Below are 18,428 nucleotides of genomic sequence, written 5' to 3'. Positions count from 1 at the left end.
GAAGGCGTCTGGCGCGATCAGCTGGCATTGGCCCGGAGCCAGTTCTTCCAGGCTCTGGAATTGCCGTTGAACACGTTGATGTCGGCCTTCCCCTCGATGCCCGGGATCACGCCGGTGCCCGTATATTGCCAGAAGACCCAAGGATGATCGGAATATTTGTCATCCGGATGACCGGCCACCGAGCGTAACCAGAAGGGATAGCCCTTGAAGCTGCTCAGATCATTGTCATCGAAGAAGTCGATCGAGGTATAGATGATTGGCCGCTTGCCATAATGGCGTTCCACCGCGTTCAGGAAGATGCGCATCTCCGAACGCACCTTCTCCGCCGGCGGGCGGATGGTGCAGGTGGGAGAGAAGGGCGTCCACTCCATGTCCAGAACGGGCGGCAGGGCCGAAGCGTCGCGCGGCACATTGCGGATGAACCACCGCGCCTGCTCGATGGCCGGGCGGCAATGGTAGTAGAAATGGTAGGCCCCGCGCGGAACGCCGGCCGCCTTCGCCGCGCGCCAGTTGCGCGCAAAATAATCGTCGACAATGTCGCCACCCTCCGTCGCCTTGATGAAGGCAAAGGAAATGTCGTTGCGGGCAACCTTCTTCCAGTCGATGTCGGCCTGATATTTGGCGACATCCGTTCCGTGCACCGCATAGTGCCAGGGTGCGCCACCCTCCCATTCATGCGGGTCGGTGTCGGCAAAGCGCAGGCCGCCGCTGCTGCGCATTGTCGAGGGTTGCGCCTTGGGCGCAACATCGGAAAAATCATAGTCGACGGTCGAGCAGCCGACGAGCAAAGCGGATAGACTGGCGATCATCAATCGACGCATGATGAGCGGGGCTCCTCAGGGTGCGAATCAGCAAATAGGGGCGTCGCCGACAGAAATAGGCGAAGTTGCCGGCCCCGTCACCACAGGATGAAAGGGCTGGCCGCAAGGGAAGACGGAGAAGACGACGGAATGCGAACTGCTCTCAGGCTCTTCAAATGGCTCCTCGGTCTCCTTGCCGTTGCAATCGCCGGTGCCGCTCTCTGGCTTTACGTCTCGCCGCCCGCGCTCATTCGTGTCGGCTCCAATTACGCCGCCAAGATTATCTGCTCCAATGTGTTCATAGCCGGGCGCGACCCGCAGACCGTGCTCGAGCGCGACGTTCAGGCCCCGGGCCATCCGCTTTTGAAGCTCATGAGCGTGCGGGTCGAGCCGTCTGACGCCACGGTTCACACCGGCCTCTTCGGTGTCTTTGGCGACGGGCTTGCCGTCTATCGTGGTGCGACCGGCTGCGCCGCTGTGCCCGATGGCGATGTGAAGGCGGCGCTGGGCGCCCGTTTCGACAGGCCGGAGCCTGCGTCTCGGGGAACGGATCTGTGGCCGGATGGCCCGCGCATCGACGTCGAGGGCCATGAGCTCGTGGCCGAACTCCTCGATGATCCGGCGCTCACCGGCCCCGGCATGCGCGCCGTGGTCGTCGTGCAGGATGGCCGCATCATCGGCGAGCGTTTTGGCGAGGATGTCGCTCATTACACGCAGCCCCTGATCGGCTGGTCCATGACCAAGACCGTCACCGCCGCGCTCATCGGCACCCGCGTCAAGGCTGGCCGCCTTTCCGTCGAGGACAGCAATCTGTTCCCCGAATGGGCGGGTGACGAACGATCGAAGATCACCGTTGCCGATCTTCTCGCCATGGAGAGCGGTCTCTACTTCAACGAGGATTACGGCGATGTGAGCGATGTGACGCGCATGCTCTATCTCGCCTCCGACATGCCGGCCTTCGCGGCCGACCAGAAGCTTGCAGGTCCCGTCGGCGGGGTCTTCAACTATTCGAGCGGCACGAGCGTTCTCCTGTCGCGTGTCTGGCAGGACACGTTCAATGCGCCACAGGATGCGCTGGCGTGGCCCTATGAGGCCCTGTTCGGTCCGCTGGGCATGGACAGCGCCGTCTTCGAGACGGACCCGCGCGGCACCTATGCCGGTTCTTCCAACCTCTATGCGTCAGCACGCGACTGGGCGAAGTTCGGCCAGCTTCTCCTGCAGGATGGCGTGTGGAAGGGCGAACGCATTCTGCCGGAAGGCTGGGTGCGGTGGATGCGCACCCCCACGGAAGCTTCGGGAGGCGAGTATGGCCGGCAGACCTGGCTGCACGGTCCCCGCGCCAACACGCCGCGCGGCGTGCCGGAAGACGAAGGCTTCAACCTGCCGCCCGATGCATTCTGGATGCTCGGCCATGATGGCCAGACCATCACGGTCATTCCCTCGCTGCGCATGGTGGTGGTGCGCATGGGCCTCACACCCTCACGCCTCGGCTACAAGCCACAGGCGCTGATCGAGGCTCTGGCGAAAATACCGGGGGAGATGGAGTAGGGGCAGGCGCCAATCTCGGCGCTGTTCGGTTTTGCGGTGGCAGCATTGTGCGTGGTTCGACAAGCTCACCATGAGGGAGGTGGGCTTCGCGGTGAAGACCGGGTTCCACACCCTTGCTCACCAGTTGTGCAGCCAATCCCATCCCTCATGGTGAGCTTGTCGAACCACGCACCACATCACTGCAACGGGGTGTCAGGCAGTTCCACAATCGCCTGCACGGCATAACCCCGAAAAGACGAGTCGAAACGCAGGCTTGCGCCCCGTTTCTCGCATTCCGATTCCAGCGCTTCACGCAGTGAATCACGCGGTGTCACGTGGAAGGCCGCAAGCCAGCGGCGCAATCCTGCGCGAAACCAGCCGGGCAGCCGTTCCTGCCGGCCGAAATCCACGATGTGCAGCGACCCGCCCGGCGCAACGCAGTCGAGGCCTGCTGCAATGGTCTCGCGCCATGGCGGGATCATCGACAGCGAATAGGAAATGAAAACCCGGTCGAACCGGGCCTGCCCGAACAGCGCCTCGGCATCGAAAGACGATGCATCGGCTTTGGCCAGTCGGGCGTCGATCCCCTCACGCTCCATGCGCCTTCTTGCGGTGGCAAGCATCTCCTGCGAAATATCGAGGCCGAAAAGACGCGCTTTCGGATAATGATCCGAAACGAGCGCCAGATTGCGCCCCGTTCCGCAGCCCAGTTCCAGCACCGCGCCGCCTTCCGGCACGTTCAGCCCGCCGATCAGCCCGTCACGCCCAAGCAGATAATATTTGCGCGTCAGGTCGTAGATATGGCGCTGGCGGCGATAGATGCCGTCCATCAGACTGGCGTGGCCGGCGGTCTGCGGCATGGCCATTCTCAGGCCGCTTTCACATAGAGGTGGAACCCGCCATAGATCGCCGAGCGGTCATTGGCCGAGAGTTCGCGCGAGCGGAGCTTCTCATAGCGCCACTGGTTCAGAATGTGGTCGTTCACGCGGCCCGGCAGCAGGCTCGGCGCTGCGGCAGTGCGGAAGATGACGCGCGCGCCGGGCGCTGCCGTGCGGGTGATCTCGCTCCACAGTGCGTTGAGCTGATCGTCGTTCATCCAGTCCTGCGCGTCGAGCAGCACATAGCGGTCCACGCTCTGCGCGGGCTTGTTGCCCAGCACATCCATCAGGTTCGCGTGATGCACCGTCACATTGTCTGCCGCAGCGCGGATCGTGTCGAAGTTCCTGCGCTCCAGATAGGCGGGCAGGGTGGCTTCGCCCTGTGCGGGATAATGGCGGGCGAAGGCCTGCCAGGCGAAATAGTTTTCCTTGAGCGGAAAATGGCAGGCGAGCTTCTCAAGCCGGCTCGACAGAACATCCGCCATGGTGCCGTCACCCGCCGTGATCAGCGAGTCATACTGCGCCGGCGGAATGCCGAGGCCAAAAAGCGATGCCTTGCGCGAGGTCGCCCAGCGCACGAGCCCGCGGTCGAACAGCGGGCGCAACTGCTCATCGAAGAAGATGCGCTGATCGCGAAGCGAGCGCGATTTCATGATGTCCGCCGGGTTCACGCCATAGAACTTTGCGACCGTGTGGCCGGTGGCGATAAAGAAGCCGAGCAGGCCCTTGCGGTAGAAATTGCGTGTGAAGGCGTCGATGCGCTTGCGGCCGAGCGGCCCGCGGCTTTCCCAGTGCCGGCGCGACTGGGCGTCGAGCGCTGGCGCGATGAAGCGGCGATAGGCCTCGCTGTTGCTGCGCTGGTTGGTTGCGCCGAAGAAGCGCAGCAGGTCGCCATGGGCGGGCAGCGCCTTGAAGGCGGTGAGCTTCAGCCGGTTGAGCGCCACATGCGCGGCGTTCAGGTCCACGGCGTCGATCTTCGCCGGCTGGCGGGTGAGATAGGCCAGCACGTTACAGCCGCCCGACGCGATGGTGACGATGCGGTGGCTTTCATCGAGTTCCATCGCCGCGATGTCCACGTCCGGGTCTTCCCAGATCTGCGGATAGACGAGGCCCGAAAAAAGAAGGGCGAAGAGGCGTTCGGAAAGGCCTGCGCGCGTGGTGGCCCTGTTCTGATAGACCGCCTTGCCGAGATGGCGGCGGGTGGAAAGGCCGGTGCCGGCTGAAAGATCTGTCATGGGTCTCTCCCCTCAATCTTGTCTTGAGGGGCTACTGCGCTTCCATGACGCGCGCGTGAAACCTGAATGACCGAGTGTGACGGGGCTGTTAAAGGCGGGGTGCAGGTTTAGCCCCGAGCGCCGCCCGTTCGGCAGCGCCTGGCCCCGGACCGGGGCTCCAGTGACAATGCGGGCGGAGAAGCACGCTCCCCCGCCCGCAATCCTGAGTGCTTTACGCCTTGCCGAAACCGCCGGCGGTGGGCGTTGTCACGATCACCGCTTCGCCAGCCTCGATCACCGTCTGGTCACAGCCCTTGAGCGTTTCGACATGACCGTCCTTGCGGCGCACCTCGGTCTTGCCCATTTCGCCATCGCCGCCGCCTTCCACGCCGCGTGGCGGCTGGGTGCGGTGGGAGGAGAGAATGGCGCATTCCATGGTCTTCAGGAAGCGGATGGTGCGGCGCGTGCCGTCGCCCGCATTCCACTTGCCCTTGCCGCCCGAGCCTTCGCGGATATGGAAGTCCTCAAGCAGAACCGGGAAGCGCAGTTCGAGGATTTCCGGGTCCGTCAGGCGCGAATTGGTCATGTGGACATGAACGCCCGACGCGCCATCGAAGCCGCGACCGTCATTCATGCGACCGGCCGGTGAGCCGGAGCAGATGGTCTCGTAATACTGATACTCTTCATTGCCGAAGGTCAGATTGTTCATCGTGCCCTGGCTGTTGGCGATGGCCTTCATCGCGCCGAACAGCGCATTGGTGACGTGCTGGGACGTCTCCACATTGCCGGCCACGACCGCTGCCGGATAGGAGGGGCGCAGCATGCAGTCTTCCGGGATCACGATGTTGATCGGCCTGAGGCAGCCCGCATTCATCGGGATCTGTCCTTCCACCATCACGCGGAAGGCATAGAGCACCGCCGCGCGGGTCACCGGTTCAGGCGCGTTGAAATTGTTCTTCTGAACATTCGACGTGCCGGTGAAGTCGACGGTCGCCTCGCGCTTCTCGCGGTCGACGGTGATCTTCACCTTGATCACCTGGCCCGTGTCGGTCGGATATTCATATTCCGACGCATCCGGCAGGCGTTCGAGCACGCGGCGCACGGCTTCCGCCGCATTGTCCTGCACATGGCCCATATAGGCCTGCACCACGTCCAGACCGAACTGGTCGATCATCTTGCGCAGTTCCGCCACGCCCTTTTCGTTGGCGGCGATCTGCGCCTTCAGATCGGCGATGTTCTGGTGCGGGTTGCGCGCCGGATAGGCGTGGTCGGTGAGAAGCGTGTGCAGCTCCTCTTCGCGGAACTTGCCGCCTTCGACGAGGCGGAAATTGTCGAACAGAACGCCTTCCTCGTCCACCGTGGTCGCCAGCGGCGTCATGGAGCCGGGTGCTGTGCCGCCGACATCGGCATGGTGGCCGCGCGAGGCGGTGTAGAACAGAATGTTCTCGCCGTGATCGTCAAACACGGGCGTGACCACCGTGATGTCGGGCAGATGCGTGCCGCCATTGTAAGGCGCGTTCAGCGCGAACACGTCGCCGGGGCGGATGTTGCCCTTGTTCAGCCGGATGACGGTTTCCACCGAACGGTCCATGGAGCCCAGATGCACCGGCATGTGCGGGGCATTGGCCACCAGCGCGCCATTCTGGTCGAACACCGCGCAGGAGAAGTCGAGCCGCTCCTTGATGTTCACCGAATAGGCGGTGTTCTGCAGCGTCACGCCCATCTGTTCGGCGATCGACATGAACAGGTTGTTGAAGACCTCCAGCATCACCGGATCGGCTTTGGTGCCGAGAGCGGCCATGCGGGCCTTCTTTTCCACGCGGCGCATCAGAATGTGGTCGAGCGCGGTGATCTCGGCCTGCCAGCCGGGCTCCACGACAACCGTCTGGTTGGCCTCGATGATGAGGGCAGGGCCGTTGACCCTGGCGCCGCGCGACAGCGTCTCGCGGCGGTAGATGCCGGCATCGTGCCATGCGCCGTCGCAGAAGATCGCGCGCGTTTCGCCGGGGGCGGGCGTGGCGTCGCTGGTCGCCTGCTCCTGCTCCACCGGACGGCCGTCGCCCGCGTCCAGTCCCTCGACGCTGACGGCTTCCACCACCATCGGCTTGTCGTCATAGACGAAGCCGAACTGCGCCCTGTGCGCCGCCTCGAAGGCGGCCCTGGCGGTCTCAAGCGTGCCGTCGAAGGCGATGGGCAGCGTCGTGTCGGTGCCCTCGTAACGGATTTCCAGCTTGGTTGCCCACATCACCTTGTCGCCGGTGATGCCCTGATCGGCCAGCTCCGCGCGCACCTCTTCGCGCAGTGATGCCGAAAGTGCGTCGATGGCGTCCAGAGAGCTTTCCGCAAAGGGCTTCAAAAGCGCCTGCTGGCGCGAGGCGAACACGGTCGCAAGCCCGATGCCATAGGCCGAGAGCAGGCCCGACATCGGATGGATCAGCACAGCTTCCATGCCCAGCGCGTCGGCCACGAGGCAGGCATGCTGGCCGCCCGCGCCGCCAAAACAGTTCAGCAGATAGCCGGTCACGTCATAGCCGCGCTGCACGGAGATCTTCTTCACCGCATTGGCCATGTTTTCGACCGCAATGGTGATGAAGCCTTCCGCCACGGCTTCCGCCGGACGTCCGTCGCCGATCTGCTCAGCCAGTTCGGTGAAGCGGGCGCGCACGGCGTCCACATCGAGCGGCTCGTTCTGCTCGGGGCCGAAAATGGCCGGGAAGAAATCCGGCTGCAGCTTGCCCAGCATCACATTCGCATCGGTCACGGCCAGCGGCCCGCCACGGCGATAGCATGCGGGGCCGGGGTTTGCGCCGGCCGAATCCGGACCCGCCTTCAGGCGGTTGTCTTCATAATGCAGGATCGAACCGCCGCCGGCGGCCACGGTGTGAATGCGCATCATCGGCGCGCGAATGCGTACGCCCGCCACTTCCGTGTCGAAGGCGCGTTCATATTCGCCGTCATAATGGGCCACATCCGTCGAGGTGCCGCCCATGTCGAAGCCGATCACCTTGTCGAAGCCGGCAAGCCGCGCCGTCTCCACCATGCCGACCACGCCGCCGGCAGGGCCGGAAAGGATCGCGTCCTTGCCCTGGAACTTGTCGGCCGCCGTCAGGCCGCCCGACGACATCATGAATTTGAGGCCCGGGCCTTCGCCGTTCTCGTTGACGCCCAGTTCCGCCGCCACGCGGCTCACATAGCGCGACAGGATCGGCGACAGATAGGCGTCCACCACCGTGGTGTCGCCACGACCCACCAGCTTGATCAGCGGCGAGGTCTCGTGGCTGACCGAAACCTGCGAAAAACCGGAATCGCGGCAAAGACTTGCCGCCGCTTTCTCATGCTCTGGATATTTCCAAGCATGCATGAAGACGATGGCGACCGCATCGATGCCATCGGCCTTGGCTGCCTCGATCTCGCCCTTCACGGCGTCGAGGTCGAGTTCCGTTTCCACCGTGCCGTCGACACGGCGGCGCTCCGGCACCTCGATCACGCGCTCATAGAGCTGTTCGGGCAGGATGATTTCCTTGGCGAAGATGTCGGGCCGCGCCTGGTAGGCGATCTTGAGTGCGTCGCGGAAACCCCTGGTGATGACCAGCGCCACGCGGTCGCCCTTGCGCTCCAGAAGCGCATTGGTCGCCACGGTCGTGCCCATCTTCACGTCGCCGATCAGATGCGAAGGCATGGCTTCGCCGGCCTTGACGCCGAGGTGATCGCGAATGCCCTGAATACCGGCGTCGGCATAGGCTTCCGGATTTTCAGAAAGCAGCTTGCGGGCGAAAAGCCCGCCATCCGGATCGCGGCCGATCACATCGGTAAACGTGCCGCCGCGGTCGATCCAAAAATCCCATTTGCCAGCTGTCATCGTCGGTTCCTTCGCATTATCCTTGGCAAAAGGAGAAACATGTCTCGGATAAAACGTCAATAATTTATTGACATATTATCTGAGTGTGCGACGCTCCTTCCATTGCAACGAAAGAAGGTGAGGGAACGCCTCCGTTGCCTCATACAAATGGGAGATTGACGATGCATCATTCCGTGAAATTCGCTGTGGCCGCAGCCGCTCTAGGCTTTGCCACCTCTGCCTCCGCGCAGACCAAGTGGGACATGCCGGTGCCCTATGGCGACACCAATTTCCACACGCAGAACATCGCCCAGTTCGCTGAGGATGTGAAAACCGCCACCGATGGCGGTCTGGAGATCACCGTTCATTCCAACGGCTCGCTGTTCAAGCATCCCGACATCAAGAACGCCGTGCGTCAGGGCCTTGCCCAGATCGGCGAGGTTCTGGGATCGCGTCTTTCCAATGAAGACCCGATCTATGAAGTGGATTCGATCCCCTTCCTGGCGACCAGCTATGATGACGCGAAGAAGCTCTATGGCGCGTCGAAGGACCAGCTTGCCGCAAAGCTTCAGGAGCAGGGGCTTCAGCTTCTCTTCTCCGTGCCGTGGCCGCCGCAGGGCATCTACACCCAGAAGGAAATCTCTTCGGTCGACGACCTCAAGGGTCTGAAGATGCGCGCCTACAATGCCGCCACCGAGCGTCTGGCGCAGCTCGCCGGCTCGCTGCCGACCCAGGTAGAGGTGCCGGACCTGCCGACCGCCTTCGCCACTGGCCGCGTCGAGGCCATGGTCACGTCGCCCTCCACCGGCGCAAACTCCAAGGTCTGGGACTTCCTCTCCCATTATTCCGACGCGCAGGCCTGGCTCCCGCGCAACATGGTCTTCGTCAACAAGGCCGCGTTCGATGCGCTGCCGGAAGATCAGCAGGCAGCGGTGCTTGAGGCAGCGGCCACCGCCGAGACGCGCGGCTGGGAAGCCTCCGTCAAGGAGACGGAAGACAAGACCCAAATCCTCAAGGACAATGGCATCACCGTCACTGCGCCCAGCGCCGGGCTCAAGGAAGGGCTTGCCGCCATCGGTGCGGAAATGTCCGCCGAATGGGCCGAAAAGGCTGGCGACGAAGGCAAGGCCGTCCTCGACGCCTACAGGAACTGACCGCTTTGACTGACCCTGCGGGCGGCTGGATGTCCGGCCGCCCGCAGACCGGTCGCCATGTGCGACCAGAATGAGACCGTCGAGCGGAGACGACGACAATGAGAAAAATACTGAACGGGCTTTATGGCGCGGCCGAGTGGCTGGCTATGGCTGCCCTCTGCGCGATTGCAGTTCTGGTGTTCGCCCAGGTCATGGGGCGCGTGGTGGACACCCTGCTTGGGCTTTTCGGCCTGCCTCCTTACGGGTTTCTCGTGCCGTCGCTGGCCGAGATCGCGGGCTTCCTGCTGGTCGGCGCGTCTTTCATGGCGCTTGCCGGCTCCCTGCGCGGCGGTGCGCAGATCCGTGTGACGCTGGGTCTTGCCGCCATGCCCGAGGGCATGCGCCGGGTGGCCGAGGTGTTCGTGCTTCTGGTCGGCGCGGCGCTGGCCGGCTTCTTCTTCTATTATGCAGCGAAGCTCGCCCTCGACAGTCACCGCTTCAACGAATTGTCTTACGGCATCATTGCCATCCCGCTCTGGATACCGCAGGCGGTCATGGCGCTCGGGATCGGCATCTTCGCCGTTGCGCTGCTGGATGACCTGTTCGCCGCGCTCACGGGCCGGTCTCCATCCTATCTCGCCACCGAAGACGGCGCAGCGGAGGAAGTGTGATGGACCTTCTGACCATTTCCCTCACGCTCGGCGGGCTGATGCTCGTCCTGCTTGCCGCCGGCCTCTGGGTCGCTCTGGCGCTCATGGTGGCCGGCCTTACGGCCATCTATCTCATGGTTCCGGTGCCGCCCGGCGCGGTGATGGCCACCACCGTGTGGGGTTCCATCAATTCGTGGGATCTGGCTGCTCTTCCCATGTTCATCTGGATGGGGGAGATCCTGTTCCGCACGCGGCTGGCCGAAGACATGTTCGCGGGTCTTGCGCCGTGGATGCGGCGTCTGCCGGGCCGGCTCCTGCACGTCAACATTCTGGGCTGCGCCATCTTTGCCGCCGTGTCCGGCTCGTCTGCCGCCACCACGGCCACCATCGGCCGCATGTCTCTGCCCGAACTCAGAAAGCGTGGCTATGACGAGCGCATGGCCATCGGCTCGCTTGCCGGTTCCGGCACGCTCGGCCTGCTCATCCCGCCATCGATCATTCTGATCGTCTACGGTGCGGCCACCGAGCAGTCCATCGCCCGTCTTTTCATCGCCGGCGTCATTCCCGGCATCATGCTGGCGGCGCTCTTCATGGGCTACACGGCCGTTTGGTCGATGATCAATCACAAGCGCATGCCCGAGGCCGATCCGCGCATCCCCTATCTTCAGCGCATCTGGCAGACGCGCCGCCTGTTCCCGATCCTGGCGCTCATCATCGGTGTCATCGGTTCAATCTATGGCGGCTTTGCTTCGCCCACCGAGGCCGCCGTTGTCGGTGTGGTCCTCTCACTGGCTCTGTCATGGTTCACCGGCACGTTAAGTCGCTCGGCCTTTTTCGCTGCGCTGCGCAACGCCTCGCGCACTTCCTGCATGATCGTGCTTATCCTTGCCGGTGCGTCCGTTCTGACCGTGGCCATGGGCTATACGGGCATTCCCCGTGCGCTGGCGCAGTTCATCGCCGAGCAGGGCTACTCGCCCTATGCGCTTCTGGCTGTGCTGACCCTTTTCTTCGTCGTGCTGGGCTGTTTTCTCGACGGCATTTCCATCGTCGTGCTCACCGCATCGGTCATTCTGCCCATGGTCGAGGCTGCGGGGCTCGACATCATCTGGTTCGGCATCTATCTCGTGCTCGTGGTCGAGATGAGTCAGATCACGCCGCCGGTCGGCTTCAACCTGTTCGTCATTCAGGGGCTCACCGGTCACAACATTCTCAAGGTCGCCGGCATGACCCTGCCGTTCTTCCTCATGATGATCGTCGCCGTTGCGTTGGTCGTCCTGTTCCCGCAACTGGCGCTATGGCTGCCGCAAACCATGCTCGCGAGGTAATGATGTCGAACGCCGAACGGAAAGTCGGACCGGTCGTCTCCGCAGCCCATCTGGCCGCTGGCGCCATGCCGGCGCTGTCGGAGATCGAGTTTGCGATGACCGTGATGAGCCATTCCTTCGAGCGCTGGATGGTGCGCTGCATGGCGGCGGCGGGTGTGCCGGGTCTGCAGCCCACCGCCGTGCAGATCCTGCACGCCGTCAATCACAGGAACCGGGAGAAGACGCTTTCGGAACTGTGCATGATGTTCAACATCGAAGACGTTCACGTCGCGTCCTACGCCATCAAGAAGCTGGCCGCGCTCGGTCTGGTCAAGACCGGGCGCAGGGGCAAGGAGAAGACGGTGAAGGCGACTGCGGAAGGGGCTGCCGCCTGCGAGCGCTATCACGAGGTTCGTGAAGCGCTGCTCGTTTCGAGCACCAAGCGCCTCAAACTCGACGAGGAAGCGCTTTCCGGCATTGCCGCGGTAATGCACGCCCTGTCCGGGCAATATGATCAGGCCGCGCGCAGCGCCACCAGCCTTTAGGGGCCTGACCCTGGCCCGTAAGCCTGCGGGCAGGGCGCATGGCGCGTCCGCGATCCCGCATCATTACGGCCCGTCACTCAACGTTACGAAACTCCATGCGGTCTGGCGCATTTCCTCGCTGTGGGCGCGCGGCGACGTGCCCGGAAGATGTGCTTTGTATGGAGAGTGGATATGAAAAAGTTTCTAGCTGCAACCGTTTCGGGGCTGGCCCTTCTCGGACTTGCCGCCTGCAGTGAAGGCGACAACACGACCACCCAGAGCATCGAGCCCGAGCAGCAGGATACGACCCCGATGGATGCGCCCGCTGCTGCGCCGGAAGCGCCTGACACGATGCAGGATCAGGGCACGACCAGCCAGTAAGGTCCAGTAAGGTGATTGCACCGTCTGGTATCGAGCTGATGCCGGCGGGCATTGACGCTCATGAATGAGACCGGGTGAGCCGTGCGGCTTGTCCGGTTTCTTCATGCGCCAATCTGCGTCTCGAAATCGTCAGCAATTGCGGTTACAAAACCGCATGACTTTTTGGGATCGCATTACAGACTTTATTACGCGCGCACCCGGCAGCGCGCTTTCGGCGATGGTCGAGGCCATTCGCACCGTTTTCGAAGGCGATCCGCAGTTGCGCCGGCGCGTCGCCTTCTCCGTCGCCATCATTGCCCTGTCTGCAAAGATGGCCAAGGCCGATGGCGTCGTGACGCCCGACGAGGTGCAGGCGTTTCACGAGATTTTCTCCGTTCCGCGCAATGAGCAGGCCAATGTTTCGCGTCTTTATGGTCTGGCGCAGCAGGATGTGGCCGGCTTCGAGGCCTATGCCCGTCAGATGTCCGGTCTCTGCGGCTCCGGTGACACCAATTGCGCCATGCTTGAGGATATCCTTGATGCGCTGTTCCACATCGCCAAGGCCGATGGTGTGATCCATGAGCGCGAGCGTGACTTCCTTCAGCGCGTTGCCGAGATCTTCGATATCCGCGAAGACCATTTCGAGCAGATCCTCTCGCGCCATGCGCTTCAGGGCGAGGGCAATCCCTACATGGTTCTTGGCGTCGAGCAGGATGCCCCGTTTGACGAGATCAAGCGCCGCTACCGCAGGCTGGTTGCCGAAAACCATCCTGATCGCATGATCGCACGTGGCGTTCCCGAAGAATTCCTCGCTATCGCCAACACGCGGCTCGCTTCCATCAATGCCGCCTATGAGAGCATCGAGAAAGCGCAGGTTCGCGCGTGAGCGCGGAGGACTGTTCCGCCATGATGTTCGAGCCTGATTTCGCAGGCGCCGAAGTGTGTCCGTCTCCGAATTTCGGAGAGCGGCGTGGCGGGCTTCTGCCCGACATGCTCATCCTGCATTACACCGGCATGGAAACGGGCCAGGGCGCACAGGACTGGCTGTGCGCGCCCGAAAGCGAGGTCTCCAGCCATTATCTCGTTCACGAGGATGGCCGGATCGTGCAGATGGTGCGCGAGGCAGACCGCGCCTGGCATGCCGGGCGCAGCTCCTGGCAGGGCTGCGAAGACATCAATTCCTGCTCCATCGGCATCGAAATCGCCAATGCGGGACACCCGCAGGGGCTGCCTGATTTCCCCGATATCCAGATCGAAGCCGTCCTGAAACTGGGCAAAGATATCTGCCGGCGTCACAAAATCGGGCCAAAACGGGTCCTCGGACACTCCGATATTGCGCCCGGCCGCAAGGTTGACCCCGGCGAAAACTTCCCCTGGGAGCGTCTCGCAAAGGGCGGTCTTGGCACTTTTGTCGCAGTTCCGCCCATTTCGGGCGGCCATTCCCTGGGCGCTGGAGACGCGGGGCCGGCGGTGCAGGCTCTCCAGAGATTACTCTCCGGTTATGGGTATGGAATCGCCCAAACAGGCATTTTTGACCGTGACACGGAGGTTGCCGTAAGGGAATTTCAAAGGCATTTCAGACCGTTAGAGATAAATGGGATTGCCGATGTCTGGACATGCGCAATTTTGCAAAAACTAATGTATGATTAACCTGTGATTGATTCTTCTCCCTGACGATCACTCACTCCCAAGACTGGCGCAAAATTTCATCAGTTCATATTATTTGAATTGAAGCGCCTTTTTTGTTTCTCCTTCCCCTGCAAAACAGCGACCCGTGTTGAGGCCGAGGGACCACGTCCCGGCCTCGTGGAAAACAAAACCTGCCGCGCCCTGATGCAGCGGCACAGAATTACGGGTCGAAATGAGAATCACTACCTTATTCGCGGCAGCGCTTGCTGTCTGCGCCGCAACGTCTTTGTCTCACGCTGACGAGCCCCGCTACAGCCAGGTCATTGCCACGCATTCTGCAAAGAAGGCTGCAGAGAAGAAGGTTGATACGGGCAAGGAGCCGACCACGCTCCTTCAGGCAATCATTCGCGGCGGAAAAGGTTCCAGTGCGACTGACGTGGACATGACGACCACCGGTTCCATCAAGGCCGACAAGAAGACCGTCAAGAAGGCCCTGCAGGCGAAGTCCCGCAAGTCCACGAAAACGGCGAAGGCTTCCAAGTCCCGGAAGAAGACCACCGTCAAGACGTCGGTCCGCAAGAGCGGTTCGGGTGGTTCCTACCACACCATCATTTCCAAATACGCGGCTGCCTACGGTGTGCCGGTCTCGCTCGCCAACGCCGTTGTGCGCGTTGAAAGCAACTACCGCGCCAATGCCCGCGGTGCGGCAGGTGAAATCGGCCTGATGCAGATCAAGCCGGCAACCGCGCGCATGATGGGTTACAGCGGTTCCTCCAAGGGCCTCTACAACCCCGAGACCAACATCAAATACGGCATGAAATATCTCGCCAAGGCGCACAAGCTCGGCGGTGGTTCCACCTGCGGCACGATCCTCAAATACAATGCCGGTCACGGCGCAAAGCGCATGAACCCGATCTCCTCGCGCTACTGCTCCAAGGTGAAGCAGATCCTGGGGCATTAATTCTCGGGCTGGGAAGCGGAAACCGGCTTTCGGTTTCTCCGCTGCTTCAGGTGAAATTTGGATCGCCGCGCGTCCGGAAGGGCGCGCGGCGATTTAAGTTCGGGACGAAGGCGCTTTCCTGCGCGAACGCGGCTGTTTTGAGTTGCGTTTTGCCGCATGAAACCCTTTATACGCATTGCCAGCCGGTCGGACGGCCGCGCGGACCGGGGCCGAAAGGCTGTTCGCGAGGAAAGTCCGGGCTCCACGGAAAAACGGTGCCGGATAACATCCGGCGGGGGCGACCCCAGGGACAGTGCCACAGAAAGCAGACCGCCCCGCCTTCGGGCAGGGTAAGGGTGAAAGGGTGGGGTAAGAGCCCACCGCGTCGACGGTAACGGAGGCGGCAAGGTAAACCCCACCGGGAGCAAGACCGAATAGGAACGGCGCGAGGGGCAACCCTCAGGGCTTTTTCCGGCTTGACCGTTCGGGTAGGTTGCTAGAGGCCGATGGCAACATCGGTCCCAGAGGAATGGTCGTCACGTTGCATCGCTTTCGGGCGGTGCGGCCATACAAAATCCGGCTTATAGACCGGCTGGCATTTTCGTCTTTCATTTTCCGGAATTCTGTCCCGTTTGGGAAAATTCCGGATGCTTTTGGAAAATTTACAGGCCGTTCAGCGCCGTTTCGATGGATGCCCACAGTGCCTCGGTCGGCTCGCATCCAATCGACAGGCGCACAAAGCCTTCCGCCACATCGTCACCCCATCTTGCGCGCCGTTCAGCCGAAGAGTGAACGCCGCCGAACGAGGTCGTGGCTTCGAGCAGCGGGCAGGTGTTGATGAAGGCTTCCGCCTTTTCTTCCGTTTCCAGAGTTAGCCCGATCAGCGAGCCGAAACGCAGCATCTGCGTGCGGCTGAGCGCATGGGACGGATCGTCTGCAAGGCCGGGATAGCGCAATGCCTTGATGGCTGGATGATCGGCAAGGCGGGTGGCGATGGTTTCGGCCGACGAGCACATCCGGTCAAAACGCAGTTCAAGCGTCTCGATCCCGCGCAGCACCAGCCAGGCCTCGAACGGGCCGGGAATGTTGCCGGAAAGCTTGCGCCAGTCGCGCACCGCGCCGATCAGCGTGCTGTCGCGGCTTGCCACATGGCCGAACAGCACATCCGAGTGCCCGTTGACCGCCTTGGTGTCGGCGGCAAGAACGATGTCCGCGCCCAGATCCAGCGGGCGCTGGCCGAAAGGCGTCATGGTCGTGTTGTCGGCAACGACGATGGCGCCATGTTCATGGGCAGCCTTCGCGACGGCCGCGATGTCGCACACATCGAGCCCCGGATTGGACGGCGTTTCAATGAGAACCATGCGGTAGCCTTCAAACCCGCCTTCAAGGAAGGAGGCCGTGGGGCGCGTGTCGTAAAGAATGCCAAGCCGGGAGAGGTGTTTCTCTAGAAGAACGCGCGGTGTGTAGTAGCCGTCCGCGGGCAGAAGCACCCGGTCGCCAGCCGAAAGCAGCGCCAGAAAGACGGACGAAATTGCAGCCATGCCCGATGGGAAGCTCACGGTCTCGGCATCTTCCAGATGGGCGAGGGCGGCTTCGACCGCTTCCCAGGTGGGATTGTCGAAACGGCCATATTGCCTAAAGCCTGCGGGATCGCCGGGAAGATGAAACACCGAGCTCATGACGATGGGCGTGGAGAGCGGATCGCCCTTTGCGAGCCGTGCCGAATGGAGGTGCGAAAGGCTTGCAGCGCGGGCGTTCTGGCTGTCGGACATGGGGCTCCTCGCAGGCGTCATGGGTGACTTTGGGGCAGGTGCGGACCGGCCGGCCCGAAGCCTTTCCTAACCTTTTGTTAGCCTTAATGCACGATAAATGACCATGGCCCGATGCATGCCGAAATCGCCTGTCATCGAGGCATAAGTGAAGGTTAATCCCGTTGACGCCCATATCGGCCCATGGTACCCCATAAATCAAATCAGCGTTTCGTTGCAGTTGGAGTACGGGTTCCACCCATGTCGGCCTCTTTTTCAGGGCGACGTGGCGTATGGGATTCACCCTTGCAGAGGGGCGGGCACACATTCGGAGAGCCGCTTTTGACAGCGGCAGAAGAGATGCAAAGGGGCATAGGCCAATTGGCCGTTAAGCGTCATGGACCGGTTTCTGTCGAATGCAGTAAACAAGATCGACTCCAAGGGTCGGGTCTCGGTGCCGGCGCACTTTCGCTCCGTTGTACAAAAGCGTGGTTTCACGGAACTCTATGCACTGCGTGCGCTCGACATCCCGGCGATGGATGTGGGCGGTCTCGACCTGCTCGACCGCTACGAGGAGCGCATTGCGCAGGAGGATCCGTTCCTGCAGACGGCGGACGACATGTCCTTTTTCGTGCATGGCGACGGCGCCTTCCTCAAATTCGATCAAGATGGGCGCATCACGGTGACCGATTTTATTCGCGAGCACACGGGCATTACGAAGGAAGTGGCCTTCGTGGGGCGTGGACTGTTCTTTCAGATCTGGGAGCCGGAGCGGCTGAAGGCCCATGGGCAGGCAGTGCGCGAACGGCTCCTCAAACTTCGGCAAGCGGCTGCATCCGGCCGGACTGCCGGACAGTCGGAATGATGGCGGGCCCCGGCGGCGAAAGCCCGGCCGGTGGCGGACCGGCCCGCCACATTCCGGTTCTTTTGCGTGAAGTTCTTGAAGCCCTGCATCCGCTCGAAGGTCATTCCTTCATCGACGGCACATTCGGCGCCGGCGGCTACACCACCGCGCTTCTGGAAGCCGGCGGTTCGGTTACGGCCATTGACCGCGACCCGACGGCGATTGCCGCAGGGCAGGCGCTGGTCGACAAATGGGATGGACGCCTGCGTCTGGTGGAGAACCGCTTCTCCCGCCTCGACGAGGTGGTTGACGCGCCGGTTGACGGCGTCGTTCTCGACATCGGCGTTTCCTCCATGCAGATCGACGAGGCGGTGCGCGGCTTTTCCTTCCAGAAGGAAGGCCCGCTCGACATGCGCATGGAGCGCACCGGGCTGAGCGCAGCCGACGTGGTCAACACGATGAAGGCGGGGGATCTTGCCCGCATCTTCGGCATTCTGGGCGAAGAGCGGCAGGCCGGGCGCATCGCGCGCGGGCTTGAGCGGCTTCGGGCCGAAAAGCCTTTCGAGACGACGCTCGACCTTGCCAATGCGGTCGAGAAAATCGTGGGCCGGCGTCCGCAGGAAAAGATCCACCCGGCGACCCGCGTGTTCCAGGGCCTGCGCATCTACGTCAATGACGAGCTGGGCGAACTGGCGCGCGCGCTCTTTGCAGCCGAGCGTGCTCTGAAGCCCGGCGGGCGGCTGGTCGTGGTCACGTTCCATTCGCTCGAAGACCGGATCGTGAAGCGCTTCATGGCTGAACGGGCCGGCGGTTCCGGCGGTTCGCGCCATCTGCCGCAGGTTCACGAGGCGGCGCCCCTTTTCCAGAAACCGGCGAAATCCGTTTCGCCGTCGAAGGAAGAGACGGACGTCAACCCGAGGGCGCGCTCGGCGCGTCTGCGTCTGGCCGTGCGCACCGATGCGCCGGCGGGCGATGTGGATTTCGACATTGTCGGTCTTTCGCGGTTCCCGCGGCCGACGCGTGCTGGTGAAAGGTAGGC

The 18,428-nt window shown here is 62.5% G+C and carries 16 protein-coding genes and 1 other RNA gene; 12 read left to right on the top strand and 5 right to left on the bottom strand.

Annotation, left to right across the window (positions count from 1 at the left end; genetic code table 11):
• Nucleotides 1-17: 17 nt before the first annotated feature.
• Entirely contained in the window at nt 18-821 is an 804-nt protein-coding gene (locus tag ACRTG1_RS11465) for a glycoside hydrolase family 25 protein (RefSeq protein WP_025029643.1), read from the bottom strand.
• A gap of 129 nt (nt 822-950) precedes the next feature.
• Between ACRTG1_RS11465 and ACRTG1_RS11460 the strand changes: the two genes are divergently transcribed.
• Nucleotides 951-2,348, top strand: coding sequence for a serine hydrolase domain-containing protein (locus tag ACRTG1_RS11460; RefSeq protein ID WP_206994165.1), 1,398 nt, complete (start codon nt 951-953; stop codon nt 2,346-2,348).
• Nucleotides 2,349-2,524: 176 nt separating this feature from the next.
• On the opposite strand, the gene ACRTG1_RS11455 is transcribed toward ACRTG1_RS11460, so the two are convergent.
• The 3 genes from ACRTG1_RS11455 to ACRTG1_RS11445 all read right to left on the bottom strand — a co-directional run bounded on the left by ACRTG1_RS11455 (nt 2,525) and on the right by ACRTG1_RS11445 (nt 8,278).
• The gene (locus ACRTG1_RS11455) at nt 2,525-3,193 is read right to left on the bottom strand and encodes a class I SAM-dependent methyltransferase (RefSeq protein WP_432516302.1); all 669 of its coding nucleotides are present in this window, start codon (nt 3,191-3,193) and stop codon (nt 2,525-2,527) included.
• 2 nt (nt 3,194-3,195) lie between these two features.
• Nucleotides 3,196-4,440, bottom strand: a complete 1,245-nt coding sequence (locus tag ACRTG1_RS11450) for a DUF3419 family protein (protein WP_206543903.1) — start codon at nt 4,438-4,440, stop codon at nt 3,196-3,198.
• A gap of 211 nt (nt 4,441-4,651) precedes the next feature.
• Nucleotides 4,652-8,278: a hydantoinase B/oxoprolinase family protein gene (locus ACRTG1_RS11445; protein WP_432516301.1), complete on the bottom strand. Its 3,627-nt coding sequence runs from the start codon at nt 8,276-8,278 to the stop codon at nt 4,652-4,654.
• Nucleotides 8,279-8,439: 161 nt separating this feature from the next.
• On the opposite strand from ACRTG1_RS11445, the gene ACRTG1_RS11440 reads away from it, so the two are divergent.
• The 9 genes from ACRTG1_RS11440 to rnpB all read left to right on the top strand — a co-directional run bounded on the left by ACRTG1_RS11440 (nt 8,440) and on the right by rnpB (nt 15,397).
• Nucleotides 8,440-9,411, top strand: coding sequence for a TRAP transporter substrate-binding protein (locus tag ACRTG1_RS11440; RefSeq protein WP_113155660.1), 972 nt, complete (start codon nt 8,440-8,442; stop codon nt 9,409-9,411).
• Between the two features lie 98 nt (nt 9,412-9,509).
• Nucleotides 9,510-10,061 carry a TRAP transporter small permease gene (locus tag ACRTG1_RS11435; RefSeq protein WP_206543901.1) on the top strand — a complete coding sequence of 184 codons (552 nt, stop codon included), beginning with the start codon at nt 9,510-9,512 and terminating at the stop codon, nt 10,059-10,061.
• A complete protein-coding gene (locus tag ACRTG1_RS11430) occupies nt 10,061-11,365 on the top strand; it encodes a TRAP transporter large permease (protein WP_297560211.1) in 1,305 nt (434 codons plus the stop codon). The genes ACRTG1_RS11435 and ACRTG1_RS11430 overlap by 1 nt, the downstream gene beginning before the upstream one ends.
• Nucleotides 11,366-11,367: 2 nt before the next feature.
• A complete protein-coding gene (locus tag ACRTG1_RS11425) occupies nt 11,368-11,889 on the top strand; it encodes a winged helix DNA-binding protein (protein ID WP_222474093.1) in 522 nt (173 codons plus the stop codon).
• A 171-nt stretch (nt 11,890-12,060) separates the two neighbouring features.
• Nucleotides 12,061-12,249 carry a hypothetical protein gene (locus tag ACRTG1_RS11420; protein ID WP_113155656.1) on the top strand — a complete coding sequence of 63 codons (189 nt, stop codon included), beginning with the start codon at nt 12,061-12,063 and terminating at the stop codon, nt 12,247-12,249.
• 154 nt (nt 12,250-12,403) lie between these two features.
• Entirely contained in the window at nt 12,404-13,114 is a 711-nt protein-coding gene (locus ACRTG1_RS11415) for a J domain-containing protein (protein ID WP_113155655.1), read from the top strand.
• 20 nt (nt 13,115-13,134) lie between these two features.
• Nucleotides 13,135-13,878 (top strand): N-acetylmuramoyl-L-alanine amidase, encoded by a 744-nt coding sequence (locus ACRTG1_RS11410; protein ID WP_420506239.1) that lies wholly within the window; start codon nt 13,135-13,137, stop codon nt 13,876-13,878.
• Nucleotides 13,879-14,089: 211 nt separating this feature from the next.
• Complete coding sequence (locus ACRTG1_RS11405; protein ID WP_432516299.1) at nt 14,090-14,818, top strand: lytic transglycosylase domain-containing protein; 729 nt, start codon at nt 14,090-14,092, stop codon at nt 14,816-14,818.
• A gap of 178 nt (nt 14,819-14,996) precedes the next feature.
• Nucleotides 14,997-15,397, top strand: an RNA gene (rnpB, locus tag ACRTG1_RS11400) — RNase P RNA component class A.
• Nucleotides 15,398-15,459: 62 nt separating this feature from the next.
• On the opposite strand, the gene ACRTG1_RS11395 is transcribed toward rnpB, so the two are convergent.
• Complete coding sequence (locus ACRTG1_RS11395; RefSeq protein WP_432516297.1) at nt 15,460-16,569, bottom strand: cystathionine gamma-lyase; 1,110 nt, start codon at nt 16,567-16,569, stop codon at nt 15,460-15,462.
• 373 nt (nt 16,570-16,942) lie between these two features.
• On the opposite strand from ACRTG1_RS11395, the gene mraZ reads away from it, so the two are divergent.
• Both mraZ and rsmH read left to right on the top strand, forming a co-directional pair.
• Nucleotides 16,943-17,410, top strand: coding sequence for a division/cell wall cluster transcriptional repressor MraZ (mraZ, locus tag ACRTG1_RS11390; RefSeq protein WP_113155651.1), 468 nt, complete (start codon nt 16,943-16,945; stop codon nt 17,408-17,410).
• Nucleotides 17,407-18,426: a 16S rRNA (cytosine(1402)-N(4))-methyltransferase RsmH gene (gene rsmH, locus ACRTG1_RS11385; protein WP_206543895.1), complete on the top strand. Its 1,020-nt coding sequence runs from the start codon at nt 17,407-17,409 to the stop codon at nt 18,424-18,426. Before mraZ ends, rsmH begins: the two co-directional genes overlap by 4 nt.
• Nucleotides 18,427-18,428 lie beyond the last annotated feature (2 nt).

This window comes from Nitratireductor sp. PBL-C9 (genome assembly GCF_050877045.1).
Taxonomy (GTDB): Bacteria; Pseudomonadota; Alphaproteobacteria; order Rhizobiales; family Rhizobiaceae; genus Nitratireductor; species Nitratireductor aquimarinus.
The sequence above is the reverse complement of the archived record's forward strand: the minus strand, read 5'-3'. Positions and strand labels throughout refer to the sequence as shown.

Coding starts and splice junctions, on each gene's coding strand:
- ACRTG1_RS11450 (WP_206543903.1), bottom strand. CDS start 4,440: ATGACAGATCTTTCAGCCGGCACCGGCCTTTCCACCCGCCGCCATCTC.
- mraZ (WP_113155651.1), top strand. CDS start 16,943: ATGGACCGGTTTCTGTCGAATGCAGTAAACAAGATCGACTCCAAGGGT.
- ACRTG1_RS11465 (WP_025029643.1), bottom strand. CDS start 821: ATGCGTCGATTGATGATCGCCAGTCTATCCGCTTTGCTCGTCGGCTGC.
- ACRTG1_RS11440 (WP_113155660.1), top strand. CDS start 8,440: ATGCATCATTCCGTGAAATTCGCTGTGGCCGCAGCCGCTCTAGGCTTT.
- ACRTG1_RS11445 (WP_432516301.1), bottom strand. CDS start 8,278: ATGACAGCTGGCAAATGGGATTTTTGGATCGACCGCGGCGGCACGTTT.
- ACRTG1_RS11410 (WP_420506239.1), top strand. CDS start 13,135: ATGATGTTCGAGCCTGATTTCGCAGGCGCCGAAGTGTGTCCGTCTCCG.
- ACRTG1_RS11395 (WP_432516297.1), bottom strand. CDS start 16,569: ATGTCCGACAGCCAGAACGCCCGCGCTGCAAGCCTTTCGCACCTCCAT.
- ACRTG1_RS11405 (WP_432516299.1), top strand. CDS start 14,090: ATGAGAATCACTACCTTATTCGCGGCAGCGCTTGCTGTCTGCGCCGCA.
- ACRTG1_RS11425 (WP_222474093.1), top strand. CDS start 11,368: ATGTCGAACGCCGAACGGAAAGTCGGACCGGTCGTCTCCGCAGCCCAT.
- ACRTG1_RS11455 (WP_432516302.1), bottom strand. CDS start 3,193: ATGGCCATGCCGCAGACCGCCGGCCACGCCAGTCTGATGGACGGCATC.
- rsmH (WP_206543895.1), top strand. CDS start 17,407: ATGATGGCGGGCCCCGGCGGCGAAAGCCCGGCCGGTGGCGGACCGGCC.
- ACRTG1_RS11435 (WP_206543901.1), top strand. CDS start 9,510: ATGAGAAAAATACTGAACGGGCTTTATGGCGCGGCCGAGTGGCTGGCT.
- ACRTG1_RS11460 (WP_206994165.1), top strand. CDS start 951: ATGCGAACTGCTCTCAGGCTCTTCAAATGGCTCCTCGGTCTCCTTGCC.
- ACRTG1_RS11415 (WP_113155655.1), top strand. CDS start 12,404: ATGACTTTTTGGGATCGCATTACAGACTTTATTACGCGCGCACCCGGC.
- ACRTG1_RS11430 (WP_297560211.1), top strand. CDS start 10,061: ATGGACCTTCTGACCATTTCCCTCACGCTCGGCGGGCTGATGCTCGTC.
- ACRTG1_RS11420 (WP_113155656.1), top strand. CDS start 12,061: ATGAAAAAGTTTCTAGCTGCAACCGTTTCGGGGCTGGCCCTTCTCGGA.